Genomic DNA, 26,026 nt, shown 5'->3' on the forward strand with positions numbered 1-26,026 from the left:
AAGGAAAATCTTTATGACGCACGGTGTTTCGACATCGGAATTTCCGCTGTCACCGGCCCAGCTCGGCATGTGGTATGCCCAGCAACTCGATCCCGGTGTGCCGCTGTACGAGGCGCAGTACATCGAGATGGACGGACCGCTCGATATCGCTGTGCTGCGCGACGTTTCGGTGCGCGCGGCGCGGGAGTTCGGCTCCGGGCTGCTGCGGCTGACCGAAAAAGACGGTCGGCCATGGCAGGTCGTGGCCGAGGATGTCGAGCAGCGGATGGCCTATCTGGATCTCAGCGATGCCGCCGATCCCGATGCCGAGGCGCTGCGCTGGATGCGCGCGGATGTGGCCGCTCCGATCGATCTGTTGCGTGACCCGCTCGGCATGTCCGCGCTGATCCGGGTCGGTCCGCAACGGGTGCTGTGGTACTCGCGGTGCCATCACATCCTGCTCGACGGGTTCGGGTCGGCGAGCCTGCTGTACCGGGTCGCCGACCTGTACAACGCCGCGGTCTCCGGAGTCGAGACGAAAACCGCTGCGGCTATGAGCCTTTCGGAGATCCACGAGGCGGAGATGAGCTACCGCGGCTCGCCCCGATTCGCGAGCGACGCCGCGTACTGGGCCGAACGCACGGCGGGCATGCCGCGCCGGTGCAGCCTCGTCGATGCGTACGCACCCGCGCATGCGCTAGGGCGTACGCATCGAATTACCTTGTCCGACAACGTTATCGAACGACTTGATGCGGCGGAAGCCCGATTCGGGACCGGTGCGCCCGCGCTGGTGCTGGCCGCGCTCGCGCTCTATTACGCCAGGCTGACCGGGCAGCGCGAGGTGGTGCTCAGCCTCCCGGTATCCGGGCGCACCACCGCGATGCTGCGGCGCTCGGGCGGCATGCTGGCGAATGTGGTGCCGCTGCGGATTTCGGTGACCGACGACAGCACCGTCGCCGATATCGTCGCCGCGATCCGGGTCGAGGTGTCAGGGGCGCTGCGGCATCAGCGATTCCGGCACGAGGAAATGCGCCAGGACGAGTCGGTCGGGCGCGGATTCGTCGGGCCGGTGGTGAACATCATGCTGTTCCCGGCCGAGGTGAACTTCACCGGCGTGCGGACCAACCTGCACGTGCTCACCTCGGGTCCGATCGAGGATCTGTTCGTCAACCTGTACCAGTACGGCGCGGGCGCGCCGATCCATGTCGACTTCACCGGGAATCCCGATCTGTACGACGCGGATTCCCTTGCCCGCCACCACAACCGGTTCATGCTGCTGTTCGAATCGCTGCTCGGCGCCGAGGCGGGTACTCAGGTGGCCGCGCTCGACTATTTCCTCGACGAGGACCGTCAGCTGCTGTCCGGGATGCCGGGTCCGGTGGTGCGGGCGCCGCGGCTGCTGCCGGAGATCCTGGACGCGGGTCTGCGCGCGGCCGGGCCCTCGGCCGTCGCCGTGCTGTCGGGTGCGCGCACGCTGACCTACGGCGAACTGGATCGGCTCTCGGATCGGCTGGCGCGGGCGCTGCTCGCGCGCGGTGCCGGGCCGGAGACGAGTGTGCTTGTCGCGCTGCCCCGTTCGGTGGAGTCCGTGGTGGCGCTGTGGGGTATCGCGCGATCCGGGGCGACGTATGTACCGGTCGGCGCCGGTGTTCCGGTCGAGCGGGTGGCGAGAATGGCCGCGGAATGCGGTGCTCGGCTGGGGATTACGTCCGCCGACGCGGTGGCCGAACTGCCGGGCGCGGTTTCGTGGATCGTCCCTTCAGAGCTGCCGTCGAACGAAGGCGTTGTGCGGCAGGCGATTCGACCCGAGCATCCTGCCTATACGGTATTCACGTCTGGTTCGACCGGTGTGCCGAAGGGGGTCGTCGTCACCCATGCCGGACTGGCCGGGCTGGTCGCCGCGGTGCGCGACGCCTACGGGGCCGGGCCGGGTTCGCGGGTATTGCACTGCCTCAACCCGGGATTCGACGCGTCGATCCTGGAGCTGTTGCTGGCCTTCAGCTCCGGCGCGACGTTGGTGATCGCGACGGGCGACGCGGTGGCCGATACCGGGCTCGCGGGCGCGATAGCGGAGTTCGGCATCACCCAATTGTGTTCCACGCCAGCCGTTCTGGCCACACTGCCGACCGGAGCGCTCGATGGTGTTCGCGCCGTGTCCACGGGCGGGGAGGCCTGTCCGCCGGAGCTTGTCGCGCGTTTCGGGGCGGGGCGCAAACTGGTGAATTCGTATGGGCCGTCGGAGGCGACGATCGCCGCCACCTTCACCGAGGGACTGACACCCGGCCTGGTCGCCGGAATCGGCAGGCCGGTGCCGGGGATGCGGCTGCTGGCGCTGGACCGGTTGCTGCGGCCGGTGCCGGTCGGTATGCCGGGCGAGCTCTATCTGGCCGGTCCGGGCTTGGCCCGCGGCTACGCCGGGCGGACAGGGCAGACCGCCGAGCGATTCGTCGCGAATCCGTTCGGGCCGAAGGGAACTCGGATGTACCGGACCGGCGATCTGGTTCGGTGGTATGCGGCGCCGGACGGTCCGGTGCTCGAATACCTCGGCCGCACCGACTTCCAGGTGAAACTGCGCGGAATGCGGGTCGAGCCGGGCGAAGTGGATATCGTGCTCGCCGCGCATCCCGCCATCGAGATCGCGGTGACCGTGCCGCGCCGGACCGCAGCAGGCGGCTCCGCGCTTGCCTCGTATGTGGTTCCGGTGGATCGTGACGGGCCGGGTCCGGACCTGGCCGAGCTGACCGAATTCTGCGCCAGTCGGCTGCCCGGCCACATGGTGCCCGCGACCATCACCGTGCTCGCCGCGCTGCCACTCACCCGCAACGGGAAGATCGACCGGCAAGCCCTACCCGAACCGGAACCGGTTGCCCACGAGGCGATCCGGGCCGCCGGAACAGAGACCGAACGCGCGCTGTGCGCACTCTTCGCCGAACTGCTCGGCGGCGGACCGGTCGGCGCCGAATCGTCGTTCTTCACCCTCGGCGGCGATTCGATCATGGCGATTCAACTGGTCTCCCGCGCCCGCGCGGCGGGCTTGGTCTTCTCGGCCCGCGACGTCTTCGAAAATCCAACCCCCGCGGCCCTCGCCAGAGTCGTCACCGCACCGCCGACCGAACGCCCTGTGCTGCAAGAGATTCCCGGCGGCGCGACCGGCCGGATGTCGCACACCCCGATAGTCGGCTGGCTGCTCGAAAACCCAACGGGCTGGGAACATTTCAGCCAATCAATGGTCCTGGAACTACCCACCGGCATCGATCGCCCACGCCTCGCCCAAGTGTTGCAAGCCGTCATCGATCGCCACGACATGCTCCGTGCCCGCCTCATCGATGGAGAACTCGAGGTCCTACCGGCAGGCGCGGTGAACGCCGACAAGCTGATCCATCGAATCGACGCCGCTGGGCATGAGTCCGCGCCGCAGCGATGCGCCGATGCCGCGCCGGGCTCAGCGCCCGAGCTGGGCAGGGATTCAACTGCGGTCGAGAATGCCGCCCGGCCGCCCAGGTCCGAACTCTGCGACGGTTCGGCGATGGACGCCGCGCCGCCCGCCTCCGAGCGACCCGACGATGAGGCTGCGGTCGCGGATGCCGTGCGGCGGTTCGGGTCCGAGCGCGGCGAGGATTCGGCGGAGGTCGCGGCTGTCCCGCCGGGATGTGCACCTGAGCGGCGGGCTGATTCGGCCGAGGCCGCGGACGGAGCGCTGAGGCTCGCCGCTGAATCGGACGAGGACCGGGTCGTCGCCGTGGCTGCGACAGTGCGGTCCGCGGATGAACCGGGCGAGGATTTGGTGACTGACGTGGATGCCGCGCCGGGAGTGGGCGGCGATCCGGCCGTCGCCGTCGCCGTCGCCGTCGCCGTGGCCGCCGGGCGGCCGTCCGGGTGCGCAGTCGGCGACGATTCGGCTGTGGTCGCGAGTGGCGCGATGCGGAGCGTTTCCGGGCAGGGCGACGATTCGGTCGCGGATGCCGTGCGACGGCTCGCGCCCGCGAGCGGCGTGATGTTCGCGGTTACCTGGGTGGATGCCGGGGCGGACGCGCCGGGGCGGTTGGTGTTGGTGGCGCATCATCTGGTGTTCGATGCGGTGTCGTGGCGGATCGTGATCGGCGATCTGATTGCGGCGTGGGGGCAGGTGGCGGCGGGGGTGGAGCCGCATCTGCCAGCGGTCGGGACTTCGATGCGGACTTGGGCGCATGCGCTTTCCGGCGCGGCACTTGACGATTCGTGGGTCGCGGAGGTCGGGTACTGGGCCGATGTGTTGGCGGGTTCCGCAGCGGTATTGGGGCGGCGGGCTTTGGATCCGGCGCGAGATCTGCGGCGTGACACCGGGCGAATCGAGGTGCGGGTGCCGGTGGAGACGATGCGGCCGCTGCTGGAGCGGATGCCGGTGGCGTTCCGGGCCGGGGTCGAGGACGCGCTGCTCACGGCGTTCGCGGTTGCGGTCGCGCGGTGGCGTCCGGCAATGGATTCCGCGCTGGTGATGGTGGAGCGGCACGGTCGTGATGAGACCGCGGTGCCCGGGGCCGATCTCTCGCGCACCGTTGGCTGGTTCACCAATCAGTTCCCGCTGCGACTCGAGCTGCCACGCGTGACGCCGGGCGCGGACTATCGCTCGCGTCCAGATCTGGCACGGGTGACGTCGCGCGGAGAAAGCCATTTGCGACTCGACACGTCGCGTGTGGTGCCGGATGCGGATGGCGACGGGCGCCCCGGCTCGTCGGCGCAGCTCGATGATTTGTCGAATTATGCTGTGCCGCAATATGAACGCGCTTTCATCACTGCTGCTCTGAAAGCGGTCAAGGAGCGGGTACGGGAGGTGCCGAGGGGCGGTATCGGGTTCGGGGTTCTGCGCTATCTCAACGAGGAGGCCGGTGCGCGATTGCGTCGGGTTCCGGAGTTCGGGTTCAACTATCTCGGGCAGGTGCCGGGCGGTGGATCCGGGCCGTGGTTGCCGGTCGCGGTCGGCACGGAATTGGGTGGTCTCGGTGACGCCGATCTGCCTGCCGCCGCGGTGGTTTCGCTCGATGCGGTGACGGTGGAGACCGCGGCGGGGCCGCGGCTGCAGGCGCTTTGGCGGTTCGCGTCCGGGGTGATCGATCGTGAGGATGTCGAAGAGCTGGTGCGGCAGTGGGTTTCGGCTCTGGACGTGATCGCGCGCCTGCTCGCCGAGCCGCACGCGGGTGGGCTGACACCCTCGGATCTGCCGCTGGTGGCGGCGACACAGGCGCGGATCGACGAGTGGGAGTCCCGCTATCGCGGCGTCACCGATGTGTGGCCGCTGACGCCGCTGCAGCGCGGACTGCTGTTCCATGCGCAGTTGGCGGAGCACCGATCCGACGGGTATTCGGTGCAGGCGGTGATCGATCTGGAGGGGGAGGTGGATCTCGACCGGATGGCGTCGGCCGCGCGAATCCTGTTGCGGCGCCACGATGCCCTGCGTACCGCGTTCCACACCGGTGATACGCCCGTGCAGGTGGTGCTCGAGGAGGTGGAGCTGCCATGGCGGTGCGTGACGGTTGATCCGCACGACGGTGCGGCCCTGGCGGACGCGGAACTGGCCGAACCGTTCCGGCTGGATCGGCCGCCGCTTATTCGTTTCCTGTGCCTGCGTCGCGGGCCACACGAGGTCCAGTTGGTGATCACCAATCACCATGTGGTGCTGGACGGTTGGTCGATGCCGCTGCTTTTCGCCGAACTGCTCGCGATCTACGAAACCGGTGACGATTCCACGCTCGATACCCCGGTTTCCTTCCGGCGGTATCTGGAATGGCTTGCAGCACAGGATCATTCCGAAATGCGCGCGGCCTGGTCCGCCGCCATGGCCGGGCTGGCCGGACCGACTCTGGTGGCCGCGGCTCGCCCGCCCGCCGCGCGGGTGCCCGGTCCGGATGCCCCGGCGCTGAGTTCGGATGTGCCCCTGCCAGGGCCGACCGCATCGGCCTTGGCGCGCACCGCGGCCGAGCGCGGCGTCACGCTGAACACCGTGGTACAGGTGGCCTGGGCGCTGCTGCTCGCCGAACTCACCGGCGGCAACGATATCGTCTTCGGCGCGACGGTTTCCGTGCGTCCACCGGAAATACCGCACGTGCGCCGCATGGTGGGGATGCTGGTGAACACCATTCCGGTGCGCATCCGGCTCGAGCCCGCGGAGGAAATCGGCGAGTTGCTGGCAAGGGTGAGCCGCGAGCAGGGTGCGCTCATCGCGCATCATGCGCTGGGGCTCACCGATATTCAGGCCGTCGCGGGCGTCGGCGCGCTGTTCGATACCGCCACCGTCTTCGAGTCGTATCCGGTGGACACCGCGGCACTTTCGGCGGCGACCGGCCGGGCCGGGTTGCGGGTCGAGGAATTCCGCGGTCGCGACGGCACGCACTATCCGCTCTCGTTGGCGGCCTATGCCAGGGACGGCCTGCGGCTGGTGCTCAACTATTCGCCCTGGCTGTTCGAGGACGACGAGGCGGTCGGCCTGGCCGAACGATTGGCCAGGATCCTGGCGCGGCTCGCGGCGGATCCGCGCCAGCGCATCAGGCAGGTGCGCGGCGGTGCGGCGGGTGACTATCCGGGTGTGTTGCGTGCGCGTCCGGAGCCGCTGCGGCTGCTGCCGGACCTGCTCGCCAACGGAACAGGCGCGAGCGGTATCGCGGTGCGTGCGGTGCTGCCGGGCGGCGCAACGGTCGAAATCGGTTACGCCGACCTGGACCGCCGCTCGAATCAACTGGCCCGCCTGCTCATCGCCGCGGGCGCCGGACCGGAATCGGCTGTGTTGCTGGCGCTTCCGCGCTCGGCGGAATGGTTCGTCGCGGTGTCGGCGACCGCCAGGTCCGGTGCGGCGTTCGTCCCGGTCGATATCGCCGATCCGGCCGGTCGGATCGCGGAGATCGCGGCCGGATGCGGTGCCCTGCTCGGGATTTCGAGCACGGCGTGGCGAGACAAACTGCCCGATACCGTCGCTTGGCGGCTGCTCGACGATCCGGCGGTTCGCGAATGCTGGGAAGGCTTTGCGCCCGAGGCGATCACGGCCGCCGAGCGCCCGCCGCTGCGCGCGGGACACCCGGCCTACATCGTCCACACTTCGGGTTCGACCGGTGCGCCCAAAGGGGTTGTGGTCACCCATGCCGGTTTGTCCGGCCTGGTCGCCGGGCTCTGCGCGCGCACCGGAGTCGGTCCGGGTGATCGCGTATTACATTGCCTGAACCCAAATTTCGACGCATCGACGCTGGTCTGGCTGACCACCTTCGCGACCGGTGCGACCCTGGTGGTCGCCGGGCCGGACAGCACGGTGGGCGAGGCGGTGCTCGAGACCGCGGCCACCCAACTGGTCGCGACACCGGGCATGCTGGCCACCGTGCCACGGGCGGATCTGTCCGGCGTCCGGGTGATCCTCACCGGCGGCGAGGCCTTCCCGCCGGAGCTGTCCGCTCGGCTGGGCGCCGGTCGGGCGCTGCTGAATTCATACGGCCCGGCCGAGGCCACCGTCGCCGCCACCTGCTCGGCGCCGCTGGCCCCCGGCGATCCGATCGGAATCGGCGCACCGCTGCCCGGTGCCGGGCTCGCCGTGCTCGATCCGTGGTTGCGGCCGGTTCCGCTCGGCGCGCTCGGCGAACTGTATTTGATGGGGCCGGGTTTGGCCCGCGGCTATGCCGGACAGTCCGGACCTACGGCGGAACGGTTCGTGGCGAACCCGTTCGGGACCGCGGGCAGCCGCATGTACCGCACCGGAGATGTGGTGCGCCGCGTCTCGCATGCGCGACTGGATTTCCTGGGCCGCAACGACGCTCAGGCCAAGGTGCGCGGAATCCGGGTCGAGCCGGGCGAGGTCGATGCGGTGCTGCGGGCCGGACCGGGAATCGCCATGTCGGCGACCGTGATTCGGGACGGCGCGGCGGGCGGCAAGGTGCTGGCCAGCTATGTGGTCCCGGCAGCCGGAGCCGCGCCGACACCGGCGCGCGTCCTCGAATATCTCGGCGCGCGGCTGCCACGGCATCTCGTCCCCGTGACGGTGACGGTGCTCGCGGCGCTGCCGCTGACCGCGAACGGAAAGGTGGATCGGCGCGCGCTGCCGGAACCCGAACGGACGCAGGCGGAATATCTGGAGCCGGTCGGTGCGCAACGGGCGGTCGCGGCGGCATTCGGCGCGGTGCTCGGACACGAGCGGGTCGGCGCGGCCGACGATTTCTTCGCGCTCGGCGGCGATTCGCTGTCCGCGACCCGGGTCGCCGCGCGGATCGGTGATGCGCTCGGCGCGCGGGTGCCGGTGCGACTGATCTTCGATGCGCCGACGGTGCGTGAGCTGGCGGCGCGGATCGGTGCGGATGCGCGGGCGGACGGCCCACGGCGGGCGCCGCGACCCGAACTGGTGCCGCTTTCGCCCGCACAGCAACGGATGTGGTTGATCAACCGCTACGACCCGGCTTCCGGCGCCTACAACATCCCGGTCGCGCTGCGTTTGACCGGATCGCTCGATATCGCGGCCATGCGCGCCGCGTTCGGCGATGTGCTGGACCGGCACGAAGCGCTGCGCACCGTGTACCCGGACAGGGACGGCGTCGGACATCAGGTGATCCTGCCAATGAACTCCGTTGTGCCACCGCTTGTTCCGGAGTCGATCGGCGAAGATGATTTGCCAGCCGCGGTACTCGACTGTGTCAGCGCCGGATTCACGGTGACGGCCGAGATTCCGGTGCGGGCGCGGCTGTTCCGGCTCGGTCCGGACGAGCACGTGCTGGTGTTGGTCGCACATCACATCGCCGCCGACGGATTCTCGATGGGTCCGCTGGCCGCCGATCTGATGACGGCATACGGGATGCGCAAGCAGGGCCGCGCACCCGAATGGCGGCCGCTGCCGGTGCAGTATGCGGATTACACCCTGTGGCAGCACGAACGGCTCGGTACGACGGACGACCCGGATTCATTGCTCAGCGCGCAGATCCGGTACTGGCGCACGACATTGGCAGGTCTGCCGGACCAACTGGCGCTGCCCACCGACCGGCCGCGTCCGGCCACGGCATCGCTGCGGGCGGGCACGGTCGCGGTCGAGCTGGATCCCGGTCTCACCGCGGCGGCGACCGCGCTGGCGCGGACCGGGCAGAGCACGCTGTTCATGGTGTTGCACGGCGCGCTCGCCGCGGTGCTCGCCCGACTCGCCGTGAGCACCGATATCGCGCTCGGCACGCCGGTCGCGGGGCGTGGAGCGGCCGAACTCGACGGTGTGGTCGGCATGTTCGTCAACACGGTGGTGCTGCGCACCGAGGTGCGTCCTGCCGAATCGTTCACCGCCCTGCTGGAGCGGGTGCGCCGCACCGACCTGGATGCGTTCGCGCACAGCGATGTTCCGTTCGAGCGGCTGGTCGACGTGCTCGAACCGGTGCGGTCGGCGGCGCGCCATCCGTTGGTCCAGGTGATGTTGGTATTCCAGAATCTGCCGCCGGTCGCCTTCGAACTACCCGGATTACGGGTGGCGGCAATGGAACTCGACCAGCGGGCGATCCGCTTCGACCTGAGCGTGACCGTATCGGAGACCGATGCCGGACTCTCGGCGCGATTCACCTATGCCACCGACCTTTTCGATGCGGAAACGATCGAACTGCTGGCCCGGCGCTGGATCCGGTTGCTGCGCGCGGTGGTTTGCGACCCCGGGCGTCCGGTGGGTGATATCGAACTACTCGAATCCGCCGAACGATCGGCGCTGCTGGCACCGGGCACACCGCCGATCGCCGAGCCTCGGGTACTGCCGGACTTGCTCGCCGCCGCAGTGGCCGCGAACCCGGACGGTATCGCGATCACCGACGGAACCACCGCCCTGACCTACCGCGAACTCGACCGACGCTCGAACCGGTTGGCCAGAACGCTGATTCGCGCCGGAGCGGGACCGGAACGTACGGTCGCGCTAGCGCTGCCCCGGTCCATCGAGTCGGTACTCGCGGTGTGGGCGGTCGCCAAGTCCGGAGCCGCGTTCGTCCCTGTCGATCCCACCTACCCGGTCGAACGGATCACCCAGATACTCACCGATTCCGGTGCCGCGCTGGGAATCACCAATGGACGAGCCGCCGCGAACCTGTTCGGCGAAGCACGCTGGTCAGTCCTCGACAACCCGGGAACGGCCGGAATGCCCTCGGACGCTGCGGCGGCCACTGGCGCGCCGCTCGACCAGATGCGCAGGCCAGTACTCGACGACCCAGACGCAGCCGAGGATCCTTCAGCCGCTGGGACGGCTGCCGGGAGACTGCCCAGCGAGGCATGCGGACCGATCATCGATGACTCGCACTCGGCCAAGGCACTTTCGGCCACCGACGACAGGAGGTTGTCTGTCTCGATGCGCTGGCTGGTGCTCGACGACCTCGATACGACCGCTGGGGGTCCGTCCGGCGAGATGCGTTGGCTGGTGCCGAACAGTACGGACACGGCTGAGACGGGCGATCTGCCGGGCGAGATGCGTTGGCCGGTGGACCCGGTCGAGACGCCTGTGACCACTGGACCGGAAGCCTGCTCGGTGTATCGGCTTTCGACCGAAGACGCCGACACGGCAGCGGTGCGTTCGGTCACCGACTCCGCGATAGGCGACGATGAGCGGCCGCCGCTGCGGCCCGATAATCCGGCCTACCTCATCTTCACCTCCGGATCGACGGGTCGGCCGAAAGGCGTGGTGGTGACCCATGCGGGCCTGGCGAATGTGGCTGCGCTGCAACGGGAACGCCTCGGCACCGATAAGTTGTCCCGAATAGCCCACCTGGCCTCGCCGAGTTTCGACGCCTCGGTGCTCGAGCTGCTCATGGCGATCGGACCCGCCGCGACCATGGTGATCGCCGGACCGACCGCATACGGCGGCACGGAACTAGCGGAACTTCTGGTTCGGCAACGGGTTACGCACATAGCGTTGACGCCGTCGGCCCTCGCGTCGGTCGAGCCGTCGGCCGTCGCCGGGGGCGAGCTCGCCGCGATAATCACCGGTGGCGAGGAATGCCCGCCGGAACTGGTCGCCCGGTGGGTGGCGCCGGGGCGTCGGCATTTCAACGATTACGGCCCCACCGAGGCGACGATTTGGGCCACCGGAAACGCGATGCGGCCGGGTGCCGAGATCACCATCGGCATGCCGGTGCCGGGCGTCACCGCACTGGTGCTCGATGAGCGACTGCACCCGGTGCCGGAAGGCGTGATCGGTGAGCTCTACCTCGCCGGAATCGCTTTGGCCCGTGGCTATCACGGCCGAGGCGGGCTCACCGCGGCGCGGTTCGTCGCCGATCCGCACGGCGCGCCGGGGGAGCGGATGTACCGCACCGGTGACCTGGTGCGCCGCAAGGCCGGTGAGCTGCACTATCTCGGCCGCGCCGATTCGCAGGTCAAATTGCGCGGGCTGCGCATCGAACTCGGCGAGGTCGCCTCCGCGCTGCTGGCCGATCCGTCGGTGCAGCAGGCGGTGGCCGATATCTACACCGATCCGGCGGTCGGCGAACTGTTGGTCGGCTATGTGGTCCCGGCCGAATCGGGCGATTTCGCGCCGGAACGTTTGAAAGAACGTATGTCCCAGCGGCTTCCGTCGTATCTGGTGCCCGCCGCGATCGTGCCGCTCGACGCCGTGCCGCGCACCGCCAATGGCAAACTCGACCGTAAGGCGCTGCCCGCGCCCGATATCCGATCCGGCCGATACCGCGCCCCGCGGACGCCGTCGGAGCGCGCCGTAGCAGCGATCTTCGCCGATCTGCTCGGCATCGAGCGAATCGGCCTGGACGACAATTTCTTCGCGCTCGGCGGCAATTCGCTGATCGCGACCAGGGTCGCCGCTCGGGTGGGCGCGGCGCTCGACATCAGGGTCCCGGTGCGCACCGTCTTCGACGTGCCCACCGTCGCGGCCCTGGTCGAGGCGGTGCGCGACGCGACATCGCCGCCCGGTCCCCGGCCCGGCCCTCGCCAACGGCCGCAACGGATCCCGCTGTCGGCGGCCCAGCGCCGGATGTGGTTCCTCAACCGCTACGACCCGGGCTCGCCCGCGCACAATGTTCCCGGCGTCTTCGAGGTCGGCGGCGATCTGGACGAGGAGGTGCTACGCGCGGCCATCGCCGATGTGCTGGCACGACATGAGTCGCTGCGGACCGTCTACCCCGTCGACGATGCGGGTGAGCCATATCAGCACATCGTGCCGATATCAGAAGTGATTGTGCCGCTTCAGGTTTCGACACACAGCGGGGGCAATACGCTGGAGCGAGCGATGCGGTCGGCGGCCGACGGCTTCGACCTCACCCGTGAGCTGCCGATCCGGATCCGGTTGCTGCGACCGGATTCCGGGCCCGCCCTGCTGGTGGTCGTCACCCATCACATCGCCGCCGACGGCTGGTCGATCGCGCCGCTGACCCGGGATGTCATGGTGGCCTGGGCCGCGCGGCGATCCGGTGCCGCGCCGCGATGGACCCCGCTGCCGTTGCAGTACGCGGATTACACGCTGTGGCAGCGGGAATCGCTCGGCACCGAAGACGATCCCGACAGCGTCGCGCATCGTCAGCTGACGTACTGGCGCGCCGCGCTGGCCGGTCTGCCGGACGCGCCGACGCTGCCGACCGACCATCCGCGGCCCGCGGTGCGGTCCGACCGGGCCGGATCCGTCGACTTCCGGATCAGTGCCACCGGGCAGCAACGGATCCGGGAGCTCGCGCGCGGATACGGCGTCAGCGTCTTCATGGTCGCGCACGCCGCGCTGGCGATCCTGCTGTCCCGGCTGTCGGGGCGCGACGACATCGCCATCGGCACGGTGACGGCCGGGCGCGGTGACGGCGAACTCGACGACCTCGTCGGCATGTTCGTCGGCACGCTGGTGTTGCGCACCCGCGTCGATCAGCGGTCCACCTTCGAAAACCTCTTGGCGGCAACGAAAGACAGCGATCTGGACGCCTTCGGTAATGCCGACCTGCCGTTCGAGCGATTGGTCGAGCTGCTCGCGCCCGCCCGCTCGATGGCCTATCACCCGCTGTTCCAGGTGCTGCTGGTGCTGCAGAACTTCGAGCGGGAGCCGATCAATTTCGCGGGGCTGGAGCTGCGGCCGGTCGAAACACCCACCGTCGGCGCGAAATTCGAGCTGGAGTGGATGCTGATGGAGGAGTTCGACGCCGACGGTGCGCCCGCCGGTGTGCGCGGCACCCTCATCTTCGCCCGCGACCTGTTCGAACCCTCGACCGCGGCGGCCATGGCGCGGCGCTATGTGGAGGTGGTCGAGGCGGTAACGGTGCATCCGGGGGTGGAAGTCGGTGCGCTGGAGGTGACCGCTCCGCCAGGGGCGTTCACCTATGAACCGCCGGAAGTCACGGTGCACCAAGCGAATCTGCCATATCGGCCACCGGTGACACCGGCCGAACACGCCGTCGTCGCCGCATTCGAGGAGGTGCTCGCTGCGGAGCGAATCGGCTTGGACGACAACTTCTTCGAACTCGGCGGCAACTCGATGGTGGCGATCCGGGTGGTCGCCGCCGTCCGTGCACGAACCGGATGCCACCTGCCGGTGCAGTGGATATTCGGTGATCCGACGCCGGGCGCGCTGGCCCGGCGCATCGCCGAAGGCGGCGGTGCCGACCCTGCGTTGCGGTCGATGCTGCCGCTGCGCCCGACGGGCGCAGGTCCCGCGTTGTTCTGTATCCATCCGGCCATCGGATTGGCATGGGGTTACGCGGGTTTGGTGCGATATCTCGACCCGGACCATCCGGTGTACGGCCTGCAATCGCCCGGCGTGACGACCGAGGTAGCACCGCGCCGGCTCGTCGAACGCGCCGCCGACTATGCCGATGAGATCGAGCGAACCCAACCGCTGGGCCCCTATCGCCTGCTCGGCTACTCGGCGGGCGGTCCGATCGCGCACGCGGTCGCCGTCGAACTGCAACGCCGCGGCGCGCAGGTATCCGCCCTGATCATCATCGACGGACGGGCCGACATCGCACCCGAAAGCGCAACGGAGGCACCGTCACCCGAGTACCTGCTGGCCGAATTCGGCGGCGTCGACCCGGCGGCGTTCGTCGATGACCAACCGGCGGACACCACGCTCGCCGAACGCGCCGCGGCCCTGCTGCGTGCCGCCGACGGCCCCTCCCTCACCGCCGACACCTTGAACCGGCTATACGCCGACTATCTCGAGCTCGTTCGGGAGGCCGCCGACCATCGACCCGCCCGCTTCACCGGTGACCTGCTGTTCTTCAGCAGCACCGACTCCACGGCGGCGGGCACGCCCAACGCCGCCACCTGGCTCCCGTATATCGATGGAGAACTCGTCGACCACGAAATTCCGTACGAACACAACAAACTCACCACGCCGGAGTCCTTCGCGTTGATCGGTCCGATCGTCGCCGCCTACCTGCGCTAGCCGAAGTGGCCTGCGGCGCATTTCGCCCGGAAACTTTACGGGTCAATGGCAAATCGCTGTGGCGCTACCCGAAAGGAGAGACCCGGAATCGCAAACGCCTGTGCGGGATCTGCGGCGCATGGGTGAAAAGCCGTCGGCCGATGAAAGTTCCGGGGCAGAATTGGCGCGCATCCGAGAGGAGTATTGCGATGCGTGGACGAATTATCTTGTCCCTGGCCATAATTGCCGCCGCAGGTGCGTTCGCCGGTCCGGCCGAGGCGGATACCGGAGGCCCGGTCGTCACCCACCCCGGATCCACACCGTTCGATTATCCGGCGGGTGAGGTGTGCGCGTTTCCCGCGCACGTGGAGTTCCCGGTGAGCGATTTGACCGAGCAGGTCTGGTACGACGGTGCGGGTCGACCCCTATTCGGCACGGAGACAGGCGCTTTGGTGATTCGGATAACGAATACCGACACCGGACGGACAGTGGACCGGAACATATCCGGCGACGGCACGCTGGTCTATCCCACGCTCGACCAGGACGACTTCGTGCTGAGCGGCGGTGATTGGTCGGCCGGATTCCACGGCTCCGACTCGCCCGCCTCCGCCCGGCACCACTGGTACATCTCCCACGGCTTCATGTCCGTGCGGGTGACGCGGCAGGGCGGTCAGATCACCCGGCAACTGCTGGCTTTGGTGGGCCCCTACGAGGACATATGTGAGGTCCTCGCCGGCTAGCCGGTGATGGCCGGATGATCTGTCGATGATGCCGAAATATCCCATTTGTCGAGCTCATCGGTAGATTTGCGCGCGGGTCGGGCTCGTCGATTGGAGTTGATTCAGTTATGCGCATGCGTCACCAGGTGGCAGTCGGCCTTGGTATCGCTGCTCTGTTCGGAAGTGCGGTGGGCGTGTTGGCGCCACAGGCCGCCGCGCAGGAATTGGCGCCCGGAGTTTCATGCGACGGATTCACCTGCCGCAACGACACCGACGATACCTATCGGGTAGAGGGCGTCGGGCAGTGCACGGACTTCGGCCAGCGCCGCATCACCGGGCAGGTGGTGGTGCGGCAACGTGTCCGCCCGCACTCGACCGAAAACATCAGCGTCAGCTGCACGAGTCCCGGCGACATGTGGCGCGATCCGATCTGGATCGATTACCGCAGCGCGGTAGTCGACAACTCCAGGCCGCCAACGGGTTCCGCCGGATAGCACGCGGCTGAACGAAAGGCTACGACGCCAGGAGTCCCGGGCGTCGTAGCCGCCACCCACTCGGCGCCGGTGAAAACCGATTGTGCCGGTGACGGTCTCATCGCACACTGGATCCTGCTGCGCTGAACATCCTTGGTAGATAAGGTTTCTGATTCACGGAGGTGGCGATCGTGGGGGAGCGCGTTCCGGTACTCGTCGTCGGCGCCGGGCTGGCAGGCCTGTCCAGCGCGATGTTCCTGGCCCGGCGTGGAGTCGGCGTGCTGCTGGTGGAGCGGCACACCGGAACATCGCTGTTCCCAAGGGCGGTCGGGCAGAACCAGCGCACGATGGAACTGCTCGGATACGGCGGTATCGCGGCCGACGTGCCGACGATCACCCCGAAAACACCGGGGCTGCGGGTGCGGATGGCGGCCACTCTGGCGGGACCGGCCTTCCACGAGGAGCCGCTTGAGACCGTCGCCGAAAACCTGAGCACCCTCTCCCCGGCCGGGGTCGGCACGCTCGGTCAGGACAAGCTGGAGCCGCTATTGCGTACGCGCGCGGTCGAATTCGGCGCGGAACTGCGTTTCGGCACCGAGCTGGTGTCCTTCACCCAGGATGACGACGGGGTGACGGCCGTGCTCCGCGGACCCGAGCGGACCGGCCGGGTACGCGCGGATTACCTCGTCGCCGCCGACGGCAACCGCAGCGGCGTGCGTGCGCGGCTCGGCATCGACCGGCACGGCAGCGAAAGCCTGGGCCACAGCGTGAGCATCATCTTCGATGCCGATCTCGGCGATCTGCTGGACCGGGAGCAGCGAGCGCTGCATGTGCTGCACAACGAACGGATACACGGCTACGGCATATTCGTCACCGTCGACCACGCCATCGATCGGCATGTGTTCAGCATCGGATACGACCCGGCCGCCGGACAGTCGCCCGCGGACTTCACCACCGAGCGGTGCACCGAACTGATCCGGCTGATCACCGAATCCCCGGAGCTCGAACCGAAGATCCTGGCCGTGCGGCCGTGGGAAATGGCGGCGACGGTGGCGGACCGGTTCCGGGTGGGGCGGGTGTTGCTCGCCGGTGATGCCGCGAAGGTGACGCCGCCCAGCGGCGGATTCGGCGGCAACACCGCGATCGGCGATGCGTATGACCTGGCATGGAAGCTAGCCGCGGTACTCGACTCGTCGGCGGGGCCCGGACTGCTCGACACCTATGACGCCGAGCGCCGCCCGATCGCCGAGCGGGTTGTCGCCGAGGCGCTGCGGTTGGTGGCCAGTCGCGGGCCGGGTGCGTCGCCCGACGCCGATGGGGTCCCCGATCATCAGCGTGCCGCCGAGTTGACGCTCGGCTTCCGCTACCGCTCGTCCGCGGTGCTCATCGATGACGACGATCGCGCCGACGCCGAGGACCCGTACCGGCCCAGTGGCCGCCCCGGGTTCCGCGCACCGCACGTTCGGCTGCACCGCAACGGCGAAAAGCTTTCCACCATCGACCTTTTCGGCCACGACTTCGTATTGCTGTCCGGTGCGGACGGCGGATTCTGGTCCGGTATCGCCGAGCGTCACGGCCTGCGCACCCACACGATCGGCAGGGAACTGACCGATACGGACGGTGATTTCCGCGCCCGCTACGGGATCGGCCCGTCGGGTGCGAGCCTGGTGCGGCCGGACGGCATCGTCGCCTGGCGCGCCGTCGACGCACCGAGCGACCCGGAGCGGGCCCTGCTCGACGCACTCGGCACGATCTTGGCCAGGTGATTACCCGACCAGGTCGCCGTACTCGCTGTGTTCGGCGATGAACTTGTCCACATACCAGCAGGTGGGGATGACCGAAAACCCTTGGGCGCGCGAATCCGCCAGCGCGAACTCGACCACCTTGGCGGCGATGCCCTGGCCGCGGAACTCCGGGAAGGTCATGGTGTGGTGGAAATCCCGGACCTTGGGTTCCGTGCGCTCGGCGTAGTCGGCGTAACCGGCCAGAACGTCGTCGACATAGATTTCGAAACGGGTGTCGGCGGCATTGTGCTCGAGCCTGGTCGTCATATCGGATGCAACTCCTGAGCGGGATCGATTGTTCCGTTAGAGGATCGAGCCGGGGTTGAGAATCCCGTGCGGATCGAGTGCGTCTTTGATCCGCCGGGTGAGCGCCATTACGTCGGGGCCGAGCTGATCGGGCAGCCACGCCTTCTTCAACCGTCCGACGCCGTGCTCGCCGGTGATGGTACCGCCGAGCGCGATGGCCAGATCCATGATCTCGCCGAAGGCGCGATGCGCGCGCTCGGTGTTGTCCGGGTCGGTGGGGTCGTGCACGATCAGCGGGTGGGTGTTGCCGTCGCCCGCGTGCGCGATCACCGAGACGGTCACCTCGTTGCGCCGCCCGATCTCGGCGATGCCGGTGACCAGATCGCCGAGCCGGGGCAGCGGCACCCCGACATCCTCCAGCAGCAGCGGCCCGATCTTCTCCACCGCCGGAATGGCGAAACGCCTTGCCGCGGTGAACGCCTCGCCCTCCTCCAGATCTTCGGTGTGGAAAACCTCTGTCGCACCGGCCTTTTCGCAGGCGGCCAGCATTATCCCGGCCTCGTGCGCGGCGAATTCACCGGGCGCGTCGGAGCGGGCGACCAGCAGTGCCGCCGCATCGCGATCCAAGCCCATCCGCAGCGAATCCTCGACCGCGTTGATGGCGATCGAATCCATGAATTCCAGCATGGACGGCCGCAATTGGGCGGTGATGGACAGGATCGCCTCGGTGGCCGCCGTCAATGTCGCGAAGCTGGCCACCACCGTGCTCTGCGGCGGCTGCGCGGGCAGCAGGCGCAGCGTGAGCTCGGTGATGACGCCCAAAGTGCCTTCGCTGCCGACGAACAGCTTGGTGAGCGAGAGCCCGGCCGAATCCTTCAACCGCGGCCCGCCGAGCCGCACCACCGCGCCGTCGGCCAGCACCACCTCCATGCCGAGCACGTAATCCGTTGTCACGCCGTACTTCACGCAGCACAGCCCGCCCGCGTTGGTGGCCGCGTTACCGCCGATCGAGCACATCTCGAACGATGACGGATCCGGCGGATACCACAGACCGTGTTCCGCGACAGCGCGTTTCACCTCGGCGTTGAGCAGACCCGGTTGTACCACGGCGGTTCTCGTCACCGGATCGACGGTGATGGCCCGCATGCGCTCGGTGCTGAGCACGATGCCGCCGTCGACCGCGGTCGCCCCGCCGGACAGCCCGGACCCGGCCCCGCGCGGCACCACCGGCACCCGGTGCTCATGCGCCCAGCGCAGCGTCGCGGCGACGTCCTCGGTGCCGGTCGCGCGGACCACCGCGAGCGGTGTGCCCGCGCCGGGGTCGCGCGCCCAGTCCTGGCGGTAGGTCGCGAGCAGGTTCGGATCGGTGAGCACCGCGCCGTCGGGTAGTCGGGTGATCAGGTCATGCAGGTCCACGGCATTCACGCTAGCGCTCTGCGGCCCGTTGCGTCCCGAGGTGCGGGTTTGCCGGTTGATCATCTGGTGGACACCTGCCGCTGGCAGGCTGGCCGGGTGTCTGATCATCCCCGGATCGAAACCGTCGCGGATCGCTTCTCCCGCTGGTGCGAGGCCGTGGTGGCGCGGTTGCCGCTGGGGCTGAATCGTCTTGTCGCACCGACCTTCCTGGGTTTCGCGTTGATCAACGGCTGCACCTTCGGGGTGGATCTGACGCTGCTCACGGTGCTGCACGGCGGGCTCGGCGTTCCGGTCTGGCTGGCGGTGACCGTGGCCTATATCTGCGCGTTCGGATTGAGCTTCCTGCTCAACCGCACCTTCAACTTCCATTCGCACGCGCCGGTGGGCAGGCAGATGGTCGTCTACGTGATCGTCGTGGCGATCAACTATCTCGCGTTCATCATGGGCGTCGGCAGCGGGCTGGCGATGCTCGGCGTCGAATACCATCTGTCCCGGCTGCTCGCGGGTGGTTGCGAGGCGATCTACATGTACAGCGCGATGCGCTGGGTGGTATTCCGCCGTCGGGACACCCCGGCCGAACCGGAACTAGCGACGGACGCGTACTAGTCGCCCGGTACACTCCGCCGGTGTCCGAAGCTCAACTCGAAATTCAGATGCTGCACGACCGGGTCATGATCCGGGTGACGCCCGAGGCGGGCGAACGCCGTAGCAGCGGAGGAATTCTGATTCCGGCGACGGCGCAGGTTGCCAAGCGATTGACCTGGGGCCAGGTGTCCGGCGTAGGCGCGCACGTGCGCTCGGTCCGGGTCGGTGACCGGGTGCTGTTCAGCGCCGACGACCAGTACGAGGTCGAGATCAAGGGCCAGGCCTACCTGGTACTGCGCGAACGCGACCTGCACGCGGTGGCCAGCGAACAACCCGAACACGGCACCGGCCTCTACCTCTGAACCCTTGCACCTCACGCGGCGTGAGGACCTACCGTCGGATTCGTGGCGAAGACGAGCGAGTACGTCAAGGTCGGCGAGCTGGCCGCGGCCAGTGGGCTGACCATCCGCACCCTGCACTACTACGACGAGATCGGCCTGCTCTCGCCCTCGGGCCGCAGCGGCGCCGGGCATCGGCTGTACTCGGGTGACGATGTGCAGCGGCTGTACCGCATCGGCCTGCTGCGCGGGCTCGGGCTGCGGCTGGACGAGGTGGCCGCCGCGCTCGACGATCCGGCGTGGGATCTGCGCGGGGTGCTGCACCGGCACATGGCCCAGCTCGACCATCGGCTGGCCGTCGGGCATCGGCTGCGCCACCGGCTGACCGCGATGGTCGCCGCGATCACCGATCACCGCAGTCTCGAAACACCCGAGCTGCTGGGCACTTTGGAGGATATGGCCATGCTGGACACCAAGATTCGACGCCGCATACCGACGCTGGTCTACCGCGACATCGCCGCAGCGCACGAATTCCTCACCACCGTCTTCGGTTTGGAGCCGGGTGAGCTGAGCCGCGGTGCGGATGGCACCGTGCACCACGGCGAGGTCACCGCGGGCGACGGGGTGATCTGGTTGCACGCGGTCTCCGAACAGTTCGGCCTGCAGTCGCCTGCGACGGTCGGCGTGTGCACCGAGGGTATGTCGATCGTGGTCGATGACGTCGACGCACACTTCAGGCATGCGAAAGCCGGTGGCGCCGAGATACTTTACGAGCCGACAGATCAGTTCTACGGGTACCGCGACTACAGCGCCCGCGACCCGGAGGGGCGCCTGTGGACCTTCATGTCGCCGTTGGCTTGATCAGTTCCTCGACTCGGTCGCCGTCTACCACGATGGCGTCGTCGTCGGTGAGCGCCCAGTGCGGGATGCCTTGGGCGCGAAGGTTTTCGGCGAATCGCTTGCATTCACCGTCGAAATCGGTCGGTGAGTCGATATGGGGGACGATCGGGCGGTCGACCAATCCGAGGCCGTCCCAGCGGATTTCGTCGCCGCCCGCGGTCGCGACCTCGGCCGGATCGTCCACCGTCTCCAGGCCGTGCAGATCGGGTGTCATGACGGCGGCGCCCGCGCTGTATCCGGCGTAGACAAGGGCGTCATCGGCCAGCAGCCGGGTGAGCGCGAGATCGGCTCCGCTGCGGGCGAACTGGGCGCGCAGCACGAAGGTGTTGCCGCCACGCGCCAGCACCAGCGGATAATCCGCGAGCCTGCGCGCCAGTTCCGCACCGCGCCCGAGGTATTCGCGCAGATCGAGCACCTCGGGCGTGTAGCCGAGCCGCCGCAGCGGCACCAGATCGCTGGTCACCGCCGACGCCCAGGCCGCGGGCCAGGCGTCGCAGGCGTTGGGTATGAGCGCGACCCGGCCCGGCGCGCCGGCCAGCTCGACGAGCCGGTCGTGGTGTGCGCCGAACCGGTAGCTGGACAGGAATAGTCGCATCTACAGCGTGAAGGCCAGGTTGTCGACCAGCCTGCGGCCGAGCTCCGCGTCACCGGTGATGGCGATCTCGCCGAGGTGGTCGGCCGCGGCGGTGCGCCCACCGCCGAGCCGCACGAAAAGCCCCGAATCCAAGCGGATTCCGACGGTTTCCGGCCCGTCGAAGGATTCGACATAAGCGGCCCGCCCGTCCACTTGAATGCGCAGCTCGCGCGCCAACGGACCGGTGAGCGTGACGGCGATCCGCGAACCCTGCGGCGCACCACCGCGTTTCACCACCACCCTGGGGATCGAACCGGCGAATTCGGCGAAGGCGAGTTCGGCCCGCGCACCGCCCTCGTCCACCGTGACGCCCAACGCGTCGGCGATATCGAGTTCGTGCATCCAGCAGTCGAACAGCCGCACCCGCATGAACCGGCCATAGCTCACCTGCCCGATCGGTGACGGCGTCTCGGCCTGCCATTGCGCATCGTCCATGGCCGCCAAGGCCTTCCGGCGCCGGTCGATCACCTCCCGGTACAGCTCGAGCAGCTGTGCGCCCGAGCGGGGCCGCAGCCGCTGCACCCAGATCTCGTTCAACGCGGCGGTGTCGTTGCGCACGTGCGGCAGCGTGCGCACGTCGATCTTCTCGACCCCGTCCGGCAGCGCGGGTGGTTTCTCGCCGAGCAGCCAGGATTCGGTGCCGACAACGTGGGCCACCACGTCGAAAACCGTCCACCCCGGCAGCGGAGACGCTGTGCGCCAGCCGGTTTCGTCCAGGTCGGCGACCAGTGCGGCGATCGCGTCCCACTGCTCGGCGAGCCCGGCGATCAGCGGCGGACGCTCCAGGGTGCGGTCGGTCATGCGAATTCCTCTCTCGTCCAGCGGTATTCGGTCGAACTCAGTCGGCCGAGGCATCCAGCGCCGCGATGCCCGCGCGAATGGCGGCCGCGGTGGATTCGGGATCGTGCGGGCGGCGCAGCACCAGGCCCGTCGCGAAGCTCAATTTGTCGCCCTTGCGCCGCGGGATGACGTGCAGGTGCACGTGCGGAACCGTCTGGAAGGCCGCGGTGCCGTCGTTGAGCACCAGGTTCGCGCCGTTCGCGGCGAGGCTGCTGCGCCGGATGGCCAGCGCCAGCCGGTGCCCGGCGCGGAATATGTGCGCGCCCAGTTCGGCGTCCAGATCCTCCAACTCGGTGGCGTGCCGCTTGGGAATCACCAGCGTGTGGCCGCGCACGATCGGCCGGATGTCGAGGAACGCGCACAGCGTCTCGTCCTCGTAGACCTTGGTGGCGGGCGCCGCACCCGCCACGATGCGGCAGAACACGCAGTCCTTCACAGGGCAGACCTTACGGCCTGGTCATGATCCGCGTCACTGTCCGGTTTTACACAGTACGGCCGACCTCGTCTCGAACCTTTGAGTAAGTAAGCGACCCGTACGTTCGGTCTTGTTCGGCTCGCCCGAGCCGATCACCATCGAAATCGGCGATCGACCGATTCGCCGGGTACGGGTAGGAGGTTGGCCACCGGAGATTCGGGCATAACGCCGGAATCCGGCTCCCGTATGTGACGGGCATCTCAGATACGCTCACGGCGGGCCGGGTACAGTTTGCGAGATCCAGGCAACCTTACTCACAAGTAATAACGCTCAGGCCGACGACACAGCACAGTCGGCGAACAGTAGATCGCCCCGGCCGTCTATCGGTGGCTCGAAACTCAGCACGAGAAGGAAGTCAGACAAGTGGAGGCAACGCAGAGCGTAGGCGATTCGTCGCCGCGTGGCGCGCGTGTCGGAGTTGTTCGCGAGTCCAACGCGGGCGAACGACGTGTCGCATTGGTACCGAAGATCATTCCGAGTCTGGTCAAGCACGGTGTGGATGTGGTGATCGAGCCCGGCGCCGGCCTCGGCGCGCTCATCCCCGACGACGCCTACGTCGCGGCGGGCGCGACCATCGGCGATCCATGGTCGGCCGACGTCGTCGTCAAGGTCGCGCCGCCCAACGACGCGGAGGTGGCCAAGCTGGCGGCCGGGCAGACCCTCATCGGCTTCCTGGCCCCGCGCAATGCCGACAACCAGATCGCCAAGCTGAAATCCGCTGGGGTGCAAGCCTTCGCGGTGGAGGCGATTCCGCGCATCTCGCGCGCCCAGGTGATGGACGCGCTCTCCTCACAGGCCAATGTCGCGGGCTATAAGGCCGTGCTGCTCGCCGCCTCCGAATCGACCCGCTTCTTCCCGATGCTCACCACCGCCGCGGGCACCGTCAAACCCGCGACCGTGCTCGTGCTCGGCGTCGGCGTGGCCGGACTGCAGGCGCTGGCCACCGCGAAGCGGCTCGGCGGGCGCACCACCGGCTACGACGTGCGCCCCGAGGTCGCCGATCAGGTGCGCTCGGTGGGCGCGCAGTGGCTCGACCTCGGCATCGACGCCGCCGGTGAGGGCGGCTATGCCCGCGAGCTCACCGACGACGAAAAGGCAAGGCAGCAGCAGGCTTTGGAGGACGCGATCAAGGGCTTCGACGTGGTGATCACCACCGCGCTGGTGCCGGGTCGTCCCGCGCCGCGCCTGGTCACCGCCGCGGCCGTCGAGGGGATGAAGCCCGGCAGCGTGATCGTCGACCTGGCCGGTGAGACCGGCGGCAACTGCGAACTCACCGAACCGGGCAAAACCGTTGTCAAGCACGAGGTCACCATCGCCTCACCGCTGAACCTGCCGGCCACCATGCCCGAACACGCCAGCGAGCTGTACTCGAAAAACATTGCGGCACTGCTGGAACTGATGCTGGTGGACGGAAAACTGGCCCCCGACTTCAGCGATCAGGTGCTGGCGGATTCATGCGTCACCCGTGAGGTGGAAAAGTAATGTACACAGAACTTCTCGCGAATATCGCGATCCTGGTGCTGTCCGGGTTCGTCGGATTCGCCGTGATCTCCAAGGTGCCCAACACCTTGCACACCCCGCTGATGTCGGGCACCAACGCCATTCACGGCATCGTCGTGCTCGGCGCGCTGGTCACGCTCGGCAATGTCAAGGATCCGTCGATCCTCACCCAGATCATCCTGTTCATCGCGGTGGTCTTCGGAACCCTCAACGTGATCGGCGGTTTCGTGGTCACCGACCGCATGCTCGGCATGTTCAAGAGCAAGAAGGCGGCCAAGTGATGCACACCTTCGACAATGTGACCTACCTGGTCAACGGGCTATATATCGTCGCGTTCGCGCTGTTCATCTACGGCCTGATGGGCCTGACCGGCCCGAAGACCGCGGTGCGCGGCAACCTGATCGCCGCGGCGGGCATGGTGATCGCCGTTGTGGCGACGTTGATTTCGGTGCGGCACACCTCGAATTGGATCCTGATCATCGCGGGTGTCGTCGTCGGCGTACTGCTCGGCGTTCCGCCCGCCAAATTCACCAAGATGACCGCGATGCCGCAGTTGGTGGCCGCGTTCAACGGTGTCGGCGGCGGCACCGTCGCGCTGATCGCCTGGTCGGAATTCATCAATTCCCATGGCTTTTCGCACTTCGACGAGCAGCCGACGGTGCATATCGTCATCGGGTCGCTGTTCGCGGCGATCATCGGTTCGGTGTCGTTCTGGGGTTCGCTGATCGCCTTCGGCAAACTGCAGGAGATCCTGCCCGGCCGCCCGATCGGCATCGGCAAACTGCAGCAGCCGCTGAACCTGCTGCTGCTCGCGGGCGCCATCGCGGCCGCGGTGGTGATCGGGGTCGGCGCCACCGAAGACGGTGTGTCCCAACTGTGGATGATCGCGGTGCTGGTGCTGGCCGGTGTGCTCGGGCTGATGGTGGTGCTGCCGATCGGCGGCGCCGATATGCCCGTGGTGATCTCGCTGCTCAACGCGTTGACCGGATTGTCGGCCGCCGCGGCGGGTCTGGCGCTGAACAACACCGCGATGATCGTCGCGGGCATGATCGTCGGCGCGTCCGGTTCGATCCTGACCAACTTGATGGCCAAGGCGATGAACCGGTCCATCCCGGCCATCGTCGCGGGTGGCTTCGGCGGTGGCGGCGTCGCCGTCGGCAGCGCGGGCGGTGAGCAGAAGCAGGCCAAGGCCACCTCCGCGGCCGACGCCGCGATCCAGATGGCCTACGCGAACCAGGTGATTGTCGTCCCCGGTTACGGCATGGCGGTGGCGCAGGCCCAGCATGCGGTGAAGGAGATGGCCGCGCTGCTCGAGGCCAAGGGCGTCGAGGTCAAATACGCCATCCACCCGGTCGCGGGCCGCATGCCCGGCCATATGAACGTGCTGCTGGCCGAGGCCGAGGTGTCCTATGACGCGCTCAAGGAAATGGACGATATCAACGGCGAATTCGCCCGCACCGATGTGGCACTGGTGATCGGCGCGAACGATGTCACCAATCCGGCGGCCCGCGAGGACAGCTCCAGCCCGATCTACGGCATGCCGGTGCTGAACGTGGACCAGGCCAAGAGCGTCATCGTGCTCAAGCGATCCATGAACAGCGGCTTCGCCGGAATCGACAACCCGCTGTTCTACGCCGACCACACCTCGATGCTGTTCGGTGACGCCAAGAAATCGGTGGGTGCGGTCACCGAGGAACTGAAGGCACTGTAAAACCGACGACGGCCCGCCGTTTCGCTTCGACGCGCAACGGCGGGCCGTCTCACTGAGTGGGCAGTACGGGGCCGCCGGATAACTCGGGGATTGCATTCGGCTAGATTCTGCGTGGAGG

The 26,026-nt window shown here is 68.1% G+C and carries 15 protein-coding genes; 10 read left to right on the top strand and 5 right to left on the bottom strand.

Translation table 11 applies throughout. The features are described from left to right. Positions 1-13: 13 nt before the first annotated feature. The 4 genes from LGY53_RS33615 to rdmE all read left to right on the top strand — a co-directional run bounded on the left by LGY53_RS33615 (position 14) and on the right by rdmE (position 17,245). Complete coding sequence (locus LGY53_RS33615) at positions 14-14,308, top strand: non-ribosomal peptide synthetase (RefSeq protein WP_225730728.1); 14,295 nt, start codon at positions 14-16, stop codon at positions 14,306-14,308. A 188-nt stretch (positions 14,309-14,496) separates the two neighbouring features. Then, positions 14,497-15,027, top strand: coding sequence for a hypothetical protein (locus LGY53_RS33620; RefSeq protein ID WP_225730729.1), 531 nt, complete (start codon positions 14,497-14,499; stop codon positions 15,025-15,027). Between the two features lie 113 nt (positions 15,028-15,140). Then, positions 15,141-15,500 (top strand): hypothetical protein, encoded by a 360-nt coding sequence (locus LGY53_RS33625; protein ID WP_225730730.1) that lies wholly within the window; start codon positions 15,141-15,143, stop codon positions 15,498-15,500. 170 nt (positions 15,501-15,670) lie between these two features. After that, positions 15,671-17,245 (top strand): aklavinone 12-hydroxylase RdmE, encoded by a 1,575-nt coding sequence (rdmE, locus tag LGY53_RS33630; protein WP_225730731.1) that lies wholly within the window; start codon positions 15,671-15,673, stop codon positions 17,243-17,245. Here the strand turns inward: rdmE and LGY53_RS33635 are convergent, their stop codons facing one another. After that, positions 17,246-17,530 carry a GNAT family N-acetyltransferase gene (locus LGY53_RS33635; RefSeq protein WP_167472426.1) on the bottom strand — a complete coding sequence of 95 codons (285 nt, stop codon included), beginning with the start codon at positions 17,528-17,530 and terminating at the stop codon, positions 17,246-17,248. 36 nt (positions 17,531-17,566) lie between these two features. Beyond that, on the bottom strand, positions 17,567-18,925 hold the full coding sequence (locus tag LGY53_RS33640) for an FAD-binding oxidoreductase (protein WP_225730732.1): 1,359 nt from the start codon (positions 18,923-18,925) through the stop codon (positions 17,567-17,569). A gap of 96 nt (positions 18,926-19,021) precedes the next feature. Here LGY53_RS33640 and LGY53_RS33645 point away from each other — a divergent pair, with 96 nt between their 5' ends. Genes LGY53_RS33645 through LGY53_RS33655 form a run of 3 tightly spaced genes read left to right on the top strand, consistent with a single transcriptional unit; the run spans position 19,022 to position 20,709 of the window. Further along, positions 19,022-19,531 (top strand): GtrA family protein, encoded by a 510-nt coding sequence (locus tag LGY53_RS33645; RefSeq protein ID WP_225730733.1) that lies wholly within the window; start codon positions 19,022-19,024, stop codon positions 19,529-19,531. A 20-nt stretch (positions 19,532-19,551) separates the two neighbouring features. Next, positions 19,552-19,872, top strand: coding sequence for a co-chaperone GroES (locus tag LGY53_RS33650; protein ID WP_174867291.1), 321 nt, complete (start codon positions 19,552-19,554; stop codon positions 19,870-19,872). 42 nt (positions 19,873-19,914) lie between these two features. Next, complete coding sequence (locus LGY53_RS33655) at positions 19,915-20,709, top strand: MerR family transcriptional regulator (protein ID WP_225730734.1); 795 nt, start codon at positions 19,915-19,917, stop codon at positions 20,707-20,709. Here the strand turns inward: LGY53_RS33655 and LGY53_RS33660 are convergent. From LGY53_RS33660 to LGY53_RS33670, 3 genes are read right to left on the bottom strand one after another with little or no spacing between them, the layout of a single operon-like run. Then, a complete protein-coding gene (locus tag LGY53_RS33660; RefSeq protein ID WP_225730735.1) occupies positions 20,690-21,343 on the bottom strand; it encodes a Type 1 glutamine amidotransferase-like domain-containing protein in 654 nt (217 codons plus the stop codon). The genes LGY53_RS33655 and LGY53_RS33660 overlap by 20 nt on opposite strands. Then, entirely contained in the window at positions 21,344-22,183 is an 840-nt protein-coding gene (locus LGY53_RS33665; RefSeq protein ID WP_225730736.1) for a maleylpyruvate isomerase family mycothiol-dependent enzyme, read from the bottom strand. Between the two features lie 37 nt (positions 22,184-22,220). Beyond that, on the bottom strand, positions 22,221-22,658 hold the full coding sequence (locus tag LGY53_RS33670; RefSeq protein WP_225730737.1) for an HIT family protein: 438 nt from the start codon (positions 22,656-22,658) through the stop codon (positions 22,221-22,223). 402 nt (positions 22,659-23,060) lie between these two features. On the opposite strand from LGY53_RS33670, the gene LGY53_RS33675 reads away from it, so the two are divergent. The 3 genes from LGY53_RS33675 to LGY53_RS33685 are packed head-to-tail and all read left to right on the top strand — an operon-like array spanning position 23,061 to position 25,908. Beyond that, a complete protein-coding gene (locus tag LGY53_RS33675; RefSeq protein WP_167472433.1) occupies positions 23,061-24,179 on the top strand; it encodes a Re/Si-specific NAD(P)(+) transhydrogenase subunit alpha in 1,119 nt (372 codons plus the stop codon). Continuing rightward, complete coding sequence (locus tag LGY53_RS33680) at positions 24,179-24,478, top strand: NAD(P) transhydrogenase subunit alpha (protein WP_167472434.1); 300 nt, start codon at positions 24,179-24,181, stop codon at positions 24,476-24,478. Before LGY53_RS33675 ends, LGY53_RS33680 begins: the two co-directional genes overlap by 1 nt. Then, on the top strand, positions 24,478-25,908 hold the full coding sequence (locus LGY53_RS33685; protein ID WP_225730803.1) for an NAD(P)(+) transhydrogenase (Re/Si-specific) subunit beta: 1,431 nt from the start codon (positions 24,478-24,480) through the stop codon (positions 25,906-25,908). The genes LGY53_RS33680 and LGY53_RS33685 overlap by 1 nt, the downstream gene beginning before the upstream one ends. Positions 25,909-26,026 lie beyond the last annotated feature (118 nt).

The sequence above is a fragment of the Nocardia sp. JCM 34519.1 genome (assembly GCF_020361265.1).
Classification (GTDB): Bacteria; Actinomycetota; Actinomycetes; order Mycobacteriales; family Mycobacteriaceae; genus Nocardia; species Nocardia arthritidis_A.